This is a genomic window from Aquimarina sp. AWH4_224 (assembly GCF_056160245.1).
The window spans coordinates 104,586-121,491 of record NZ_JBSWWU010000011.1 but is presented as its reverse complement, the minus strand read 5'-3'; the positions used below and the strand labels follow the sequence as shown (position 1 = coordinate 121,491).

At 35.6% G+C, this 16,906-nt stretch carries 19 protein-coding genes; 2 read left to right on the top strand and 17 right to left on the bottom strand.

What is annotated here, in order from left to right:
• Positions 1-84 precede the first annotated feature (84 nt).
• Entirely contained in the window at positions 85-789 is a 705-nt protein-coding gene (locus ACXAGJ_RS20100; RefSeq protein WP_474842343.1) for a hypothetical protein, read from the top strand.
• Here the strand turns inward: ACXAGJ_RS20100 and tsaB are convergent.
• The 15 genes from tsaB to cyoE all read right to left on the bottom strand — a co-directional run bounded on the left by tsaB (position 743) and on the right by cyoE (position 14,087).
• On the bottom strand, positions 743-1,405 hold the full coding sequence (gene tsaB / locus ACXAGJ_RS20095; protein ID WP_474842341.1) for a tRNA (adenosine(37)-N6)-threonylcarbamoyltransferase complex dimerization subunit type 1 TsaB: 663 nt from the start codon (positions 1,403-1,405) through the stop codon (positions 743-745). The genes ACXAGJ_RS20100 and tsaB overlap by 47 nt on opposite strands.
• A 66-nt stretch (positions 1,406-1,471) precedes the next feature.
• Positions 1,472-2,758, bottom strand: a complete 1,287-nt coding sequence (locus ACXAGJ_RS20090; RefSeq protein WP_474842340.1) for an efflux RND transporter periplasmic adaptor subunit — start codon at positions 2,756-2,758, stop codon at positions 1,472-1,474.
• Between the two features lie 78 nt (positions 2,759-2,836).
• Positions 2,837-4,171, bottom strand: a complete 1,335-nt coding sequence (locus ACXAGJ_RS20085) for a TolC family protein (protein WP_474842339.1) — start codon at positions 4,169-4,171, stop codon at positions 2,837-2,839.
• Positions 4,172-4,227: 56 nt separating this feature from the next.
• Positions 4,228-5,340, bottom strand: a complete 1,113-nt coding sequence (locus ACXAGJ_RS20080) for an efflux RND transporter periplasmic adaptor subunit (RefSeq protein ID WP_473285359.1) — start codon at positions 5,338-5,340, stop codon at positions 4,228-4,230.
• A 68-nt stretch (positions 5,341-5,408) separates the two neighbouring features.
• Positions 5,409-6,674: an ABC transporter permease gene (locus ACXAGJ_RS20075; protein ID WP_073315619.1), complete on the bottom strand. Its 1,266-nt coding sequence runs from the start codon at positions 6,672-6,674 to the stop codon at positions 5,409-5,411.
• A gap of 1 nt (position 6,675) precedes the next feature.
• The gene (locus ACXAGJ_RS20070) at positions 6,676-7,923 is read right to left on the bottom strand and encodes an ABC transporter permease (protein WP_474842337.1); all 1,248 of its coding nucleotides are present in this window, start codon (positions 7,921-7,923) and stop codon (positions 6,676-6,678) included.
• A complete protein-coding gene (locus ACXAGJ_RS20065) occupies positions 7,916-8,617 on the bottom strand; it encodes an ABC transporter ATP-binding protein (RefSeq protein ID WP_474842335.1) in 702 nt (233 codons plus the stop codon). Before ACXAGJ_RS20065 ends, ACXAGJ_RS20070 begins: the two co-directional genes overlap by 8 nt.
• Before the next feature lie 213 nt (positions 8,618-8,830).
• On the bottom strand, positions 8,831-9,061 hold the full coding sequence (locus ACXAGJ_RS20060) for a hypothetical protein (RefSeq protein WP_073315622.1): 231 nt from the start codon (positions 9,059-9,061) through the stop codon (positions 8,831-8,833).
• A 14-nt stretch (positions 9,062-9,075) separates the two neighbouring features.
• Positions 9,076-9,618: a DUF420 domain-containing protein gene (locus ACXAGJ_RS20055; RefSeq protein WP_474842333.1), complete on the bottom strand. Its 543-nt coding sequence runs from the start codon at positions 9,616-9,618 to the stop codon at positions 9,076-9,078.
• Entirely contained in the window at positions 9,618-10,346 is a 729-nt protein-coding gene (locus ACXAGJ_RS20050; protein WP_474842332.1) for an SCO family protein, read from the bottom strand. Before ACXAGJ_RS20050 ends, ACXAGJ_RS20055 begins: the two co-directional genes overlap by 1 nt.
• A 2-nt stretch (positions 10,347-10,348) precedes the next feature.
• Positions 10,349-11,002 (bottom strand): hypothetical protein, encoded by a 654-nt coding sequence (locus ACXAGJ_RS20045; RefSeq protein ID WP_474842330.1) that lies wholly within the window; start codon positions 11,000-11,002, stop codon positions 10,349-10,351.
• Positions 11,003-11,106: 104 nt separating this feature from the next.
• Entirely contained in the window at positions 11,107-11,466 is a 360-nt protein-coding gene (locus ACXAGJ_RS20040; RefSeq protein WP_073315626.1) for a cytochrome C oxidase subunit IV family protein, read from the bottom strand.
• Between the two features lie 23 nt (positions 11,467-11,489).
• Positions 11,490-12,473, bottom strand: a complete 984-nt coding sequence (locus tag ACXAGJ_RS20035) for a cytochrome c oxidase subunit 3 (protein ID WP_474842328.1) — start codon at positions 12,471-12,473, stop codon at positions 11,490-11,492.
• Between the two features lie 139 nt (positions 12,474-12,612).
• Positions 12,613-13,194: a cytochrome c oxidase subunit 3 gene (locus tag ACXAGJ_RS20030; protein WP_073315628.1), complete on the bottom strand. Its 582-nt coding sequence runs from the start codon at positions 13,192-13,194 to the stop codon at positions 12,613-12,615.
• Positions 13,185-14,087, bottom strand: coding sequence for a heme o synthase (cyoE, locus tag ACXAGJ_RS20025; protein WP_073315825.1), 903 nt, complete (start codon positions 14,085-14,087; stop codon positions 13,185-13,187). The genes ACXAGJ_RS20030 and cyoE overlap by 10 nt, the downstream gene beginning before the upstream one ends.
• 205 nt (positions 14,088-14,292) lie before the next feature.
• On the opposite strand from cyoE, the gene ACXAGJ_RS20020 reads away from it, so the two are divergent.
• Positions 14,293-15,162 carry an MBL fold metallo-hydrolase gene (locus ACXAGJ_RS20020; protein WP_474842326.1) on the top strand — a complete coding sequence of 290 codons (870 nt, stop codon included), beginning with the start codon at positions 14,293-14,295 and terminating at the stop codon, positions 15,160-15,162.
• A gap of 81 nt (positions 15,163-15,243) precedes the next feature.
• Here ACXAGJ_RS20020 and ACXAGJ_RS20015 read toward each other — a convergent pair whose 3' ends face one another.
• Together ACXAGJ_RS20015 and ACXAGJ_RS20010 are read right to left on the bottom strand one after the other, a co-directional pair.
• A complete protein-coding gene (locus ACXAGJ_RS20015; protein ID WP_474842324.1) occupies positions 15,244-15,996 on the bottom strand; it encodes an energy transducer TonB in 753 nt (250 codons plus the stop codon).
• Between the two features lie 106 nt (positions 15,997-16,102).
• Positions 16,103-16,828, bottom strand: a complete 726-nt coding sequence (locus ACXAGJ_RS20010) for an energy transducer TonB (RefSeq protein ID WP_473285335.1) — start codon at positions 16,826-16,828, stop codon at positions 16,103-16,105.
• Positions 16,829-16,906 lie beyond the last annotated feature (78 nt).

Below are 16,906 nucleotides of genomic sequence, written 5' to 3'. Positions count from 1 at the left end.
GTCTCATTTATTAAGAAAAAGTTAATATTAATTTGTTTTTTATCGATATTTTTAATACTTTCAACCTAGATAAATGCAGTCATTATGAGAAAAATACTACAAACATTGCTTTTTCTGATTACCCCAGTATTTGCTTTTGCACAATTTTCGCAAGCAATAAATACAAATGAAAAAGTACAAGAATTAGAAAAGTATGCGGGAAGCGTATATGTAAGTAAAGATTACCAACAAGCTACAGTAATAGATCAAAATTCAAAAACTTACGATGCTAGATTAAAGTACAATATATATACTGATGCACTAGAGCATCAAAAGGTGGGAAAGCTACACGAGGTTATCAAATCTCCAACAACCTACGCTAGAATCAATGATGAATACTACTACTTCTGTGAATTTAGAAATGAACGTGGCCATAAAAGGTTCGGATACTATATTCTAATCGAGATGAATGACACCTATAGAGTATATAAAAAGTATGCTCTTAAAATAACTGAGCCTAAAGAATTGGATCCAATGACAGGGAATTCTGTAACTGGAAAAATTAAAAAAATAACTACCTATTATCTTGAAGAAGGTAATGAAATCAAAGAATTACCATTAAATAAGAAAGACATTTTGACCGCATTCTCTGATAAAGAAGAAGAGCTAAAGAATTATATTAAAAAAGAAAAGATTCGTCTGAAAAAAGAGGAAGATCTAATACGATTAGTTGCCAAATACAATGCACTTAAAAACATTGATTCTAACCAGCAACGAAGTCTTTTAAGTAGTAGGGTTCAAAATAACTAACATCCTCAAAACTTCTGGACGAAAATTTGGAATACGCCACAGTTGCCATCTCATTTGCAGATGGCAATTTTTTTGAAATAAAAATTGCATTAGGGTGTTCACAAATTTTCGAAAATTTCTCTACCCCATTACCAATAAAATAAACTTTTCCTCGCTCTAAATATTCTGAAAATGACGATGAATCCAGGATCTCTGCTTTTGTTTCGCGAATTACTTCATAATCCGAAGAAAATACAGATGCGTATACTTCCATTCTACGGGCATCGAGCATAGGAATGATAAACTCTCCTTTTTGGGCTTCTACCTGTTTAGATAGGGATAGCAGGGTGGGAACAGAGATTAAAGGCACATCTAGGGCATAACAAAGACCTTTGGCCGTAGAAACACCAATTCTAAGCCCTGTATAAGAACCAGGACCTTTGCTGACAGCTACTGCAGCAACATCTCTCATTGTTATTCCAGCACTAGCCATTACTTCTTGAATAAAAACATGTAAACGTTCTGCATGCGAATAACTATCGTTATAATCTTCTGATAACGCAATAATCCTTTCATGATTTGTTATCGCAACAGAACAGTTAGTTGTAGAAGTCTCAATACAGAGAAGATATGACATGACCCAAATTTTGGCAAAGATAATCTAATTGAATCAACTAAGAAATATGTTGCACTAAATCAAATATTACTTTGCTTTTTCCTCTGCATTTTTTTGTTCTTCAGAAATCACTTTATCTCCAGTCTTAAGCGTTTTTGTTACCAAATTATACGGCCCTGTAATCACTTCATCACCTTCTGATAAACCTTCAGTGATTTCGATATTGGTATCGTCTTGGATTCCTGTTTTAATTACTTTTAACTTGGCAGTTTCTCCATTCTTTACAAAGACGCATTCAAACTTTTCTTCAGTAGCAGTAGCTATCTTATCCTTTTTTGCTCCTTTACGAACACTAGAAGTATCATTTTTAATTACTATCGAACTTATAGGTACACCAACAACATTTTCTCTTTTGTTGGTGATTACATCCACGGTTGCCGTCATCCCAGGTCTAAAGGGAGAGAAACTCTCTGGTTTTCCCTCTAATAGATCTTTATACGATTCTTCCAAAATACGTACCTTAACTTTGAAATTGGTCACCTGATCTGCACTTACTGAGTTTTCAGCAGAATTAGCTATTTCCGTAACTAAACCTTTAAACTCTTTTTTAAGGTAAGCATCTACTTCAACGATAGTAGAATCACCAATTGATACTTTTACAATATCATTTTCATTTACATCTACTTCAACCTCCATATTACTCAAGTTGGCAACACGAACAATTTCTGTTCCTGCCATTTGCTGTGTTCCTACAACGCGTTCTCCTAGTTCGACAGACAGTTTAGAGATGGTTCCACTCATAGGCGCATAAATGGTAGTCCTGCTTAAATTATCTTTGGCTTCATTCACAGTCGCCTGAGCACTTCTTACATTGTAAAATGCAGACTGCTTAGAGGCTTCTGCCACTTCATAAGCCGATACCGCTCTATCCCACTCTGCTTTAGAGATTACCCCTTTCTCAAACAATTCCTTATTACGATCATAACTAAGCTTTGCTTCTTTAAGACTAGCCTCAGCCTGTTGCAACCCAGCCCTTACATTCTGCAAAGCTGCTTGAGATCGATTTAATCCTGCCTGAATAATATCCGGATTAATACGAACCAGCAAATCTCCTTTTTGAACCTGCTGTCCTTCTTTGATCGGTAAATCAATAATCTCTCCGGAGACCTCTGAAGATAATTTTACCTCTACCTCTGGCTGTATTTTACCAGTTGCGGCTACGGTTTCTACAATATCAATTCTTTCTATTTTAGCGATAGAAACTTCTTTAAAGTTACCATCCTTACCAAACCATCCTGCTTTTTTGCCAACAACAAGCATAATGATTAAAAATAAAACTCCTCCTAAAATAAAAAGTAATGTTTTTCTACTCATGACTTACTTCACTATTAATTCTATATATTGAAATTACAATTTCTTTTTAAACAGTAGCCAAAAATAGAAAACTACTGTTTATAGTTTAATGTCTGCAATCTTTATCCCGAAATAAAGCTCGAGAACTTTAAGTTTAAAAATATAATCAAATTTGTTTTGCACCTCTTGGCTTTGCGCATTCTCTAATCTAAACTTAGATTGACTAAAATCGAAAGCATTAGAGAGTCCTACATCATAACGATCTTTTGCAAACTGGTAGGCTCTTTCTTGAGCTTTTACAGCCACTTGAGCAGCTTCATATGCTTCTGCAGAACCTTTGGCATCCAAATAAGCCTGATACACATTACTGTCCAAATCCAATTCGGCTTGCTCCAACTGAAATTCTGTACGTTTTACGTTTACCAAACTTCTTTTCATGTTAGCTCTTGTATTGAATCCATTAAGAATAGGCACATTCACTTGCAATCCATAAGAAAATCCATCATTTTCATACAACTGCGTAGTAAAGTCTCTTTCCAAAAAGTCATTATCCGCCCATCGAGTGTTGTATCCGAAGAAAGCATTTAATGTAGGATAGTAGCTCCCTCTTGCAAGCTGAACATCCTTTTCGGCCAATAACTTATTTTGTTCTGCAATTTGCACTTCATATCGAGCTTCTCGAGCTCTACCAATAATTTGATCTATTGGTTTATTCACTATATCTGAACCAGGAACAATATAATCTTGTTCCACCGTATCAAAGGTTTCGTAATCTTTTATTAGTAAAGTTTGTGCTAAACTGATCAAAGAAATCTGAACTGAATTTTCTGCTTGTACAATTCGTGTCAATTCATCTGCAGATGTAGCTTCTATTTCTAGCAAATCCCCTTCTGGAAGTACTCCTGCTTCAACAAGATCTTTGGTTCTTTGCAATTGTTCTAATGTTATTTCATGTTGCTTTTGAATTACTTTCAGCGATTCTTTATTTAATAGAACCTGTAGATAACCATTAGCCACAAACAAAGCAATATCATCTTTGGATTTCCCAAGGTTGTATTGACTTAACAACCTGTTCATTTTTGCTCTTTGTAATTGACGAAGATTACGCAATCCATCAAATAACGTTAACCCTACATTCACCCCGGTAGTAAACGATGTAAAGGTAGTAGTTTCAAAAGCATTAGTAACCGGGTTAATATTTGCTCCAGTATTTGAAGACAGTGTTCCAGATCCATTAACAGAAGGAACGAAATTACCCAATGCAGTTAACTTGTCTATGGCAGCAGATTCTACATCTAGTTCTGACTGCTTTATGGTTATATTATTTTCAAGAGCGTATTCTACGCATTCTCTTAAGCTCCATTGCTTTTTCTGCGCTTGAGTCCCCAATACACTAAAAAGTGTAAGTAATAAAATTGAAATTTTAATTCGCATAATGCCTATATGTATCTAATTGAATGATGTTGTTACAGTTATTTCCTAAAAAAATTTTAATTCTCAAATTCTGACTTCTTAATTTGATTCCAAACTTTTATTTTGTCGTCTTTGGTAATACCACTTTTAATTTCAACATTAATTCCATCACTTACCCCTAACACTACATCTCTATTTTCAAATTGTTGTTCTCCTGTCTCTATCTCTACATAAGGTTTTTGTGTTTCAGAATCATATTGAATTAACGCTTCTTTTACCGCCATAACACTGTCTGCTTTGGCCAAAATAATAGAGGCATTTGCACTAAGTCCAGCTCTAATAAATGTAGAATCATTCTTATCCAATGATCCCTTAATTTCAAACTGAATTGCTCCATTTTCTTCTTTTCCTTTGGGTGCAATATAATCTAATACAGCATCAAACTTTTTATTTTCGATGGCTCCTACGGTAATTTCCAAAGGTAAGTTTTCTTTAATTTTCCCTACTTCACTCTCATCTACCTTTCCTTCAAATATCATTTTCCCTACATCAGCAATGGCTGCTATTGTTGTTCCATCATTAAAGTTATTTGCCTCGATCACCTGATTTCCTTCTTTTACAGGCACTTCTAATACCATCCCCGTCACAGTAGACCGGATCAATGTATTTGCTACACTTCCCAACCCTCTTGCAGTACCTGTTTTTACAATTTGATAGTTTTGCTGAGCAGCCTCATAAGATTGCTTGGCCTGCTTGTAGGCAACATCTACCCCATCAAATTCGTTGGCCGAAATTACTCCTTTATCAAACAATTCCTTTTGTCTATCGTACACTTTTTGCTGATTCTCTAGATCAATTCTAGCACTTTGCACGGAGTTTTTGGCACTTTGTAAAGAAGAGATATTAGGGACCACCCTAATTTTTGCAATCAAATCACCTGATTTGATCTGCTCTCCGGCTTCAATATAAATTTCTTCGATAATTCCTGAAATATTGGGTTTGATCAATACTTCTTCTTTAGGAACAATGCTTCCTGTGGCTACTGCTTTTTTGATAATGGTTTCAACCGATGCTTGCTCTGTTTCATAAGTAACAGGATCTTCCTGGTTTTTTTGATATAAGTAATACAAGGATCCCCCGAAAACTAAAGCTATAATGATTAAAATAATAATGGTTACTGTTCTTTTCATAATAAGTACACTTCTATTGGATTTCTTAACATCCTACAAAGTAGGATCGTTTTTGATTGATGATTAATTTATTCTGTTCTTAATGCGTCTATTGGTTTGGTTTTGATTGCTACCTGCGCAGGTATTAAACCAGCCAACAAACCACTTGTTATTAATATAAATAGTGCAACAAACACTACTGTTAAATCTACACTTGGATTAGCAAACATACTATCATTATCTGCAGGAGCTCCCTCCAACATTTTATTGATTGCAAAAATAATTCCTGTTGAAACAGCAATACCTGCCATTCCTGAAATGATCGTCAAGAAAATAGATTCTAACAAAATTTGCCCTCTTATTGCCCAAGGAGATGCCCCCAAGGCTCTACGAATACCAATTTCCTTGGTACGCTCCTTTACCACAATCAGCATAATGTTACTGATCCCGATAATTCCAGAAAGTAATATAAGGGTTCCTACAAAATATGCCACCCCCTGTAGAGCGATAAATAAGCCATTTATTTTCTTGAATTCTTCGTACAAATCAAAATTACCAACCGCTCTGTTATCTTCGGGATGAATAGAGTGATTAGTCTTCACTACATCCATTACATCTCCCTTTAAATTGGTAATTGATTGATCATCGTTTGCTGTGATGGCCATCCATCCCACTACCTCGCCGTAATTAAATGCTTGAGAAAATGCGGTAAATGGTACATAAATTTCTTTTTGGGATTCCTCACCATCTCCATTATTTGATTTTTTGGAGTAGGTGCCGATTACCATGAAATTTACACCCTGAATTTTAATATATTCTCCAATTGGATCTTCGCCATCTGTAAACAATTCTTTCACTACTCCTCCTCCAATCACTGCTACTTTTCGTTTACTTTCTATATCTCCATAATTCACAAAGCGCCCAGAGGTGATGTTAATGGGGTCTTGCTTAATAATTTCTGGATAATCTCCATATACGTTAAAAGCTCCCGTATTTAACCCTCTAGTTACATTATTTGAACCTCTAAACCCTCCTAATTGATTTCTTGGAGAAATATATAATAGTCCTGGCACCTGATCCCTTATGGATTGTACATCCGATATTTTAAAGTTATATCTTCTCCCTTTTGGCAGTCCTTTATACGGTTTTGAAACCGTTTGTGTCCACATAAACATGGTATTGGTAGCAATATCTCCAAACCCTTGTTTAACTCCGTTTTCTAGTCCTTTTCCAGCGGCTAATAAAATAACCAGTATAAATATTCCCCAAAACACACCAAAAGCGGTTAATACGGTTCTAAACCAATTGGCTGTAAGTGCTTGAAGTATTTCGTCCCATCGATCTCTATTAAACATATTATTCGTCTCTAAGTGCTACAATAGGTTTTATTCTTACGGCTCTCCATGCAGGAAAAAAACCTGCAAGAGCTCCAGCAAAAATCAAAATAAAAACAGTGGTCAAGGCCACATTAAAATCTACCGAAGGGTTTAATATAAATTCGGTTTGTACCAATGGTCCCGCAAACTCTAAAAGTGCTAATCCCAAAATGAGTCCTACAAAACCGGCTAATGCGGTTACAAAAATAGCTTCTTGTAAAATAAGACCAATAATTGAAGCGGGTTGTGCCCCTATAGCTTTACGAATACCAATTTCTTTGGTACGTTCTTTTACAATAATCAACATAATATTGCTAACCCCTACAATTCCGGCAATGATGGTACATATTCCCACCCACCAGAAAAAGGCTTTGATCATAAAGATCAAATTATAAAAGCGTTTTGCATTTTCGAGATTGTTGTTAACCCCGATAGCACGATCATCCTCGGGAGCTATAATATGCTTTGCTTTGAGATAAGACGTCATAGCCTCCACAAATTGCTCTGATTTTTGAACTGCAGTATCAAAGTTTTCTTCGGGCTCCAAGGTAAAGGCTAAACCATTAATGTTGGTTCCTAATCCAAAAATTTGCTGTGCAATTGGAGAAGGAATAAACACTCGATCTTCTTCACGCTCTCCCGCCTTATCAGAATACACCCCTATCACTTTAAATGGAATTCCATTAATCTCGATATATTCTCCTACAGCTTCTTCATCCTTTTTGAATAAGTCTCTTTTAATTTTGTTTCCAATTACGGCAACTTTATTTTGCTCGTCGATATCACTTTGGTTTACAAACCGACCACTAATCATCTCTTCATTTTCGATAATCTGAAAATCAGGGTAAATCCCTTCGATACCATAACTACCAGATTCTTTACCATAGGTGACCAAAATACCCCAACGTCTAGCTCTAGAAGAACTATGCTCTAAAGTACTTGCATTACTTTTATTGATAAAAGCGTAGTCTTCGTTGGTAAGATTAATTCTTCTTCCTGGATTTAATCCTTTATATTCTACGGAAGTAGTACGTGTCCATACCCAGATACTACTGGATGCATCTCCTTCAAATTCTTTGGCAATTCCATTTTGCATACCCTGACCTACTCCCAATAAAAGAACAAGAATAAAAATCCCAGATGCAACAGATACTCCGGTAAGGAAGGTACGTAGTTTATTTTTGGAGATTGTTTCGAAAATTTCTTGCCATCGTTCTATACTAAACATGAGCTACGGCTTTTACCTGTTCTACTATAGTATCATCAATGATCACCCCATCTTTAAGATTAACAATCCGCTTGGTCATGTTGGCAATATCGGGTTCGTGTGTAACGATAAGAATTGTTTTACCTTCGTCGTTAATCCCTTGGATCAGCTCCATAACTTCATACGAGGTTTTGGTATCCAAAGCTCCTGTAGGCTCATCTGCCAACAGTACTTTTGGTTCTGATGCTAAAGCCCTGGCTATAGCGACTCTTTGCTTTTGACCCCCTGAAAGTTCATTAGGAAGGTGCGAGGCCCAATCTGCCAGTCCAACTTTTGAAAGATAATGTAAGGCTTTTTCTAAACGTTCTTTCCGTTTTACTCCTTGATAATACAAAGGCATGGCTACATTATCCAATGCGCTTTTGTAGGTAATAAGATTGAAGGACTGAAAAATAAATCCTAAAAACTTATTGCGGTATTTGGCCGCTACTTTTTCGTTTAAATTTTTGATGGGCATCCCATCGAGAAAATAGCTTCCACTATCTGCTTCATCCAACATTCCTAAAATATTAAGTAATGTGGACTTTCCGGAACCCGAAGATCCCATAATAGAAACCAGTTCTCCTTCTTTAACGCTAAAATCTATTCCTTTAAGTACGTGAAGCGAATTGCTCCCCATTTGGTAAGATTTATGCAAGTCTTTGATTTCAATCATAACTTTTCGCTTGATTAGATGAATGAATAGGGCACAAAAAATGTACCTTATTTTTGATTAAGACTCACAAAACAGTTTTATATGAAACTTTTTACAGCAAACAGCTAGTTTTCCCTGCTAGTAATTTGTTGATGGGTTAGTGTAGTCTTGTTACATAAGACTAGCTAGTTACGAGCTTTGTTACACTTATTCCTGTTATGAAAATGTTAAATATTAATTTTCGACAGGTTTTATTTTTTTCTTGTTTCGGAAAATAAAATATCCTACCACGCCTATCAAAACATAAGGAATGATCATCAAATACACTATCCCGTCATTGATTCCTTTTGCTGTTTCTTGCCCCTCTTCACTTTCCAAAACAGCTCTACACATTGAGCATTGTGCTTCTGTAGGAAGAGCAATTAAAAATAAAAGAATCGTTATATAGAAAATTTTTGTCTTCAAGGAAATTGTATTAGTTACGCATAATAAGGGGATATCATCAAATACACAATAACACCAGTTACTGCGACATATAACCAAATAGGAAACGTAATTCTTGCTATTTTTTTGTGACGATCGAATCGTTTTGCCAATGCACGAACATAGGTAACCAACACAAACGGAATAACTACAATAGATAATATGATGTGAGTAATTAAAATAAAGTAATACACATATTTTATAATTCCTTCTCCTCCAAATTTGGTAGAGTCACTAGTCATATGATAGGCTACATACATTCCCAGAAATAGCACAGAACAAACAATCGCAGTTTTCATCAAGCCCTCATGCAATTTGATGTTTTTATTCTTAATCGCCCAAAGTGCAGCTACCAACAAAATTGCAGTCAACCCATTGATCGAAGCATAAATTGGAGGCAAAAACGTAAGTGGCTCCACATCGTATCCCATTTTTCTAAGGTTTACTCCAAAAAGCCCAGCTACGACAACAGGTATCGCTATTGATAAAATAACAATCCACTTATTGTATTTCTTTTCTATGGCAGCGCTATCACTCATTATTCTTCTAATAATTTTTTAATATCTTCTAACAAAACAGTAATCTGCTCTTCTTCTCCATTTTCATCCATCTTTTCTTCAACTCCTATAGTACCTCTATAATAGATGATTGGATTTCCGGATTGATCATATCTTGAACGCATATACCCGTCTTTATCAATCAATGCAAAATATCCATTATGTTCAAATCCACCGGGAACTTCTGGGTTTTCTGCTGCATAAATATTAAATCCTGCATTGGCCAAATCGTATATATCCTCTCGATCTCCAGTTAGAAAATGCCAATCGGGATCAGTAACCTTGTAGTTCTCTGCATATTTCTTCAATCGGGTCGGTGTATCAAACTTTGGGTTAATGGTGAATGAAGCAATTCCAAAGTCGGGATACTCTTTCAACTCATTCTGAAGATAGACCAAATTGCGGTTCATTCTAGGACAGATCGTAGGACAACTGGTAAAGAAAAACTCGGCTACAAATACCTTCCCTTTATAATCATGATTGGTAATTAATATACTATCCTGATCAAGAAAAGCAAATTCAGGTACTTTCCTTGGTTCTCCATTAATTTTCAGATAAGCTAGCTTTTCATTTGCGTAGGGGTTATCAGCACTCATTCTATCATTCTTCACCACTGATGTATCTTTTACTCTATTTACAATTCTTGGAATAAATATGATCCCAAAAATTAAAACAATAAAGGAAATTCCTACGTAAGAATATTTTTTCATAGTTATTTGTCTTTACGGTCTGCCTTATACTTTTTTAATGCCAATCGATATTCTGCCAAAACCACTTTAATATCGTCTACCATTACATTAGACAAATCGGCCACAGAACTTGCATCATATCCATATACTGCGGGCTCATCTTTCTTGACACTTCCATCTCTCCCTCTAAGACTACTATCTTTATCAATGATATACACATAATTGGTTGCATAATTGGCATCGAGTTGGTGCGGTGTTTTTAAGGATGCAAACAAACTTTCTATTTGTTCTGGTGTGCCGAAAAGAAATTTCCACTGTACTACATCAGTAATAACGCCTAACTCTTCTAATAGTTTTTTTGCAGCCTGTTCACTACCATATGGCAATACCATAACAAACTGAAAGTCCCTAAAGCCGTAATTTTTTTTGTAAATCTTTTGATTAAGATTAAAAGCATTCCCCTGCTTATTGTGGATTTCCTTTCCTAAAAAACCGAGTACTGTAATTTTATCATCAAGAGTGATTTCTTCTGAAGTTAAAGGCTCAAAGTCTGTCAAAGTGCCGACTTCAGTATTTAAAACGGGGAGTTTTGCAAAATTATGTACTCCAGAAGCAAAAAATAGGTATGCCACCAACGGCAATACAAACAAAGTACCTAAAACTAGTATTTTCTTCATTTATGTAAATAGTAGATTATCTACCAAAATAGGTTGTGCAAAAATAAAAAAGACGGCTCAAAAAACCGTCTTTTTACAATGCTTTTAACTATATATTTTAGGATTTAGAAATCCCAGCTTTTGTGTCCTGCTTTGAAAACTTCATACACATAATCTCCTTCTGTCAATAGAATAAAGATCAGGTAACAAATCAAGAAAATAGCAGTCCATACTACAGATCTTCTAAGTCCTTTAGTTTCTCCTTCCATGTGCATAAAAGCCCATGTAATGTAGTATGCTTTCCAGATCGTAAGAATGATAAAGATCCAGTTTAACAACTTCATACTTATTAAAGTAGTTTCTATAAGAAACGGAGGCTTAATAATACCTAAAATAACTTCAACAATAGTAATCACAGAAAGTAGGAAAAACACTTTCCATATTCTTGATATATTTGATTCGTGATGTGCTGTATCGTGTGCCATATTATCTATCTACTATTTTTTTATTAAACCAGGTAAAAGAATGTAAATACAAATACCCAAACTAAATCTACAAAGTGCCAGTACAAACCGACTTTCTCTACCATCTCGTAATTCTTTCTTCTCTCATAAGTCCCTAGAATTACATTGATAAAAATGATGATATTGATAATCACCCCAGAAAATACGTGGAATCCGTGGAATCCTGTGATAAAGAAAAAGAAGTTTGCAAACAATGGAGTTCCATACTCATTATGGATAAGGTTTGCTCCTTCTACAATCCCAATAGCATCAGCTTGTAACCTTCTTAGGGATTCTTCTCTGGATAAAATTGTCTTTTCTCCTTCTTCGGTCAACACTTGAGTACGAATCAAAAGATCTTTTCTCTTTGCAAATCCAGCACGGATCTCATCGATCGTATAGGTTGGAAGGGCAGATTCTTTATCATACCATACACCCAATTTACTTTCGTGCTGTGTTCTTTCTTTATGAGTATCCAAAATAGCGATCTCTTTCAACCCTACGCGGTGACCTTCTGCATCAACAAATTGTAAAATTTGACCTCCTCTAGTTTCTACTGCTCCGTATTCTCCTTTGATGAAGTTTTTCCACTCCCAAGCCTGAGAACCTACGAAAATCAAACCACCAATAATGGTCAAGAACATGTAAAGAATTACCTTCTTCTGTTTCATGTGATGACCAGCATCTACAGCAAGTACCATAGTTACAGAAGAGAAAATTAATATAAAAGTCATTAACGCCACATAGTACATAGGAGCGTCTACTCCATGTAAAAATGGAAAGTGATTAAAAACTTCGTCGGCTATAGGCCAAGAATCTATAAACTTAAATCTTGAAAAACCATATGCGGCAAGAAAACCTGAGAATGTAAGTGCATCAGAAAGGATAAAAAACCACATCATCATCTTACCGTAACTCGCTTTCAGTGGCTCGTTACCACCTCCCCAGATTTTACCCTCTGTACCTGTTTTAGTAACAGCTGTTTCCATATAAAGAATTTGGTATTGTTAAATTTTCCACAAAAATAATCAATTTTATCATTTCACCTCCTTAAATCCATTTTTTAATTTGGTCAAATATCATCGTGTAAGATAATCTATTTTATTGGCGCAAAATCCGCATTATTACTTATTTCACGAAATACAAGAACAAGAAGAGATAAACCCACAGAAAATCAACAAAGTGCCAATACATTGCACCTAGTTCAAGCCCTAAAGTTTGTCCCTTTTTATACTTTTGTTTAAAATGATTATAAATTACAACCAAAAGAACCAGCAACCCTCCTACAATATGGGCTAAGTGCGTTACCACAATGATAAACATGAATGTAGACACAATATTAGAAGTTGGTCCTGTAAAATGATATCCTTGATTAATAATATCGTTAAAACCTTGAAATTGTAAGTTTACAAATAATGCTCCCAAACCTAAGGTAGCCAATAATAGTCCGGTAGCTAACCCCCTATTATTTTGATCTATTGCTTTTTTGACAAAATGAAAAGTAGCACTACTCAAAAGAATAACCAGAATACTAATCACAAAAGCCTGAGGGAACTCCAAATCTGTTGCCCAGTCCTTTCTAGATTTACTCACTACATAAGCACTGGTAAGTCCAGCAAAAACCATTGCCATACTGATCATGGCAAACCACATCATGGTCTTTTTGGATCTATTGATCTTTTCTTGCGTAGTTCCTTGGGTTAAATCCATACTCTAATAAATTTATCTGCCACATAAATGATTTGCAAAAGTGTAATATATAAAACACTCATTAGCATCAATTGCTTAGCAGTTTTGGCATCTCTATTTTTATATAATCGAATTGCTGATCTGAGTAAAACCAATCCTAATATCAGGATAATAACACCTGAAACCGGTGTAAGATAAAGCCTTCCTGTAACTCCAAAAACAGGTACGATAGATGTGACTACCGTCCATAGTGTGTAAATCACCACCTGAGTTGCTGTCCCTTTATCTCTCTTTCCTGTAGGAAGCATAAAAAACCCTCCTTTTTTATAATCATCAAACAAGAACCATCCTATCGCCCAGAAGTGCGGAAACTGCCAAAAAAACTGCACCATAAACAGTGTTCCTGGCTCAATCCCAAAATCATTGGTAGCAGCTACCCATCCTAGCATAAAAGGGATAGCACCAGGGATAGCACCTACAAAAACAGAAAGTGGTGTTTTTGTTTTCAAAGGAGTATATAAACTCACATAAAAAAAGATGGAAATTGCCCCAAACATTGCCGTTTGCGGATTGATTACATACAATACTGTAATTCCTGCTATAGTAAAAAGAGTAGCAATGGCTAAAGCGGTATTGACAGACATTCGACCAGATGGTACCGGACGATTTTTAGTACGATCCATTAATTTATCAAGATCTCTTTCTATAACTTGATTGAAAGCATTAGACGCTCCCACCATCAAATATCCACCGATCGCCAAAAGAATCAAAGTGGTCCATGAAACTGTCTCAACACCCAATAAATATCCGGCTACCGAAGAGAAAACCACACTTAATGCCAAACGCATTTTTGTTATCTCTTTAAAATCCTGAACAACAGAAACTTTAATTGTATCGACTTGGGTTACGCTCAAATCTTGCACGTTTTATATATCGCTTTTGTAAAAGTGGTGCAAAGATATATCTTAAAAGCCTTTTAGACAACTTATAACTCCTTATAATTCACCTTTTAACACCTGTTGATTACTTTACCCAAAGATTTTGAGCACCTTACACCCTTAGAAACGTAATTTTTACATCATCCTTGCGACCAACAGGGATAAATCATACTACAAACTTATGAAACGATTATTTCTACTCACTCAACTTTTAACGGCTTTACTCGTCAGTGCACAAAACAAAGAAGTCACTATAACTATTGATCCTGTAGCTCAAAATATCTATATGCTTACCGGACAAGGAGGGAACATCGGAGTATTTAAAAATGAAAAAGGCCTCTTTATTATCGATGATCAATTTGCGCGATTATCAGAAAAAATTTTTACAGGTCTTAAAACCATTAGTGATCAACCCGTAACTATGGTGATCAACACCCATTATCACGGAGATCATACCGGGGGTAACGAAAATATGGCAAAAAAAGGCGCTACGATCTTTGCTCAAAAAAATGTACGTTCTAGAATGGAACGTAATCAAAAGGAAAAAGGGAATGTAATAGCCAATTCATTACCAGTAATTACTTTTGATGAAGGGCTACAACTTTACTTTGACGCAGAAAGTATTCAAGCGTTTCATGTACACAACGCGCATACCGATGGTGACGCTTTGATTTATTTTGCCAAAGGAAATGTATTACACATGGGAGACACTTTTTTTAACGGTCGCTACCCCTACATTGATTTAAACTCCGGTGGAAGTATTAAAGGTTACATCAAAGCTTCTGAAAAAGCATTACTTCTCGCAAATGATGACACCAAAATTATTCCCGGGCATGGAGCTTTGGCTACCAAAAAAGACCTTCAAGATTTCTTGAAAATGCTAAAAGACATCACAGCAAACATCCAAAAAGAAATTGACGCTGGTAAATCTGAAGAGGATATTATAAAAAACGAAACATTAACTTCCAATTACGACAGCAAAGGCTACGGAAGTGGTTTTATCAACTCTGAACGTATGCGTAAAACTATTTATGTAAGTCTTACAAAGTAAACACAATCCCCATATTATGTACAAAAAGCCTGTTAGCATAGACGCTACAGGCTTTTTTAAACTATGTGATGTTCAAAAAGTTTAATTCTGAATTTTAAATTTTATTGGCAAACTATACCTAACCTTTACAGGAGTACCTCTTTGTTTTCCCGGAGTCATTTTTGGAAACAAATCAATCACTCTCTCTGTTTCTTCTTGCAATTTGGGATGTGGTGCACGAACCCTTACATTTTTAATAATCCCATCTACATCAATTTCAAACTGAGCATATATTCTTTGCTCCCCTTTTAACCCATATCTCTCACCAAGACCAGTATTAAATTTTTTAGAAACAATTCTTCTAATTTTTTTAGAAAAACATGCCGCCTTTTCTTCTTTCGTACCCAAAGTCTCACAACCAGGAAATATAGGAGCTTCTTCAACTGCAATAAAACTATGAATTACAATCTCCTCATCTTTATCCACATCATCAAAAGAATCAACAGTTGGAGCTCCTTTTGAAGCAGCCTCCGCAGAAGGCTCATTCACAAATTCTTTTTCAAATTTTTCTAGCACCTCATCATCTTTCTTTTGAATAAACTCTGTAGGAATGACCTTAGGCTTTACTTTGACCGCTAATTCTTTGGGAGCTGGCTTCTTTTCAATCACAAAAGTATCCATACTAAAATTAACCTCTTCAGGAAAATCATCAACAGGAGACTCTACCGCAACATCAGGTAGCGCTACGGTATACACTTCAAACATCACATAGGTAAATAATAGACTTGCTACAAGTCCAATCTGAAAATTGACAAACGTACTTTTTCGTACATTTACATCGTGCTTGTTACTCATAATATTTAGTTTTAACGTTACAATTAAAACCTGAATCAACAAGCATACCAAAAAAGAACCCCGTTACAGCTGTAACGGGGTTTTATATAACTAAAAAAGTATTTTCTTAATCTTGTACCTGGAATACAATCGGAAGTGAGTATAATACCCCTACTGCCTTTCCTCTCTGCTTACCAGGAGTCATTTTTGGCAATAACTTAATTACACGTCCAGCTTCTTTTTCTAATCTTGGGTGCGGCCCTCTAGCCTGTACACCTACGATGTTTCCAGATCTGTCGATCTTAAATCTTACGTAAATTCTATTTACTCCTGTAAGACCAAGCTCACTACCTAGTTCTGTATTAAACTTACGGTTAACAAATTTCTTAACCTTATCACTCATACACTTTTTCTTTGCAGCATTTCCTCCAGCATTTTCACATCCAGGGAAAATTGGCACGTTTTCAATCACTGCAAACGGTACGTCAGCGATTTCCTCTTCTTCTTCAACATCTTCTACCTCTTCTACTTCAACGATCTCTTCTTCCTGATTGGTTTCTGTAGATTCGATAATAGTTTCTTCTACCTCTTCTTCATCTTCTACTACGTCTATAACTTCTGGAGCTGGTGGTGGAGGTGGAGGTGGAGGTGGCGTGTTCAAGTTTTGTGTAATTGGCACATCCTCTTCTTCTAATTCATCAAGGTTTACCTGACCAATATCAATATTACTTCTATCATAAGTTTTCCACTCAATTGCTGCCCAAGTAAAAAACAGTACTGCAATCAGTCCTAGCTGAAGGAATAAAGTACTTTTTCTACTTAAATCTGCTTTAGGATTTTTCTTCGGTTCCATAATTATATCACGTTATAGGATTGCTAAAATAGCTATTTTCTTTTGTAATTTCCAACTAAAGATAAAAATGTAAATCAA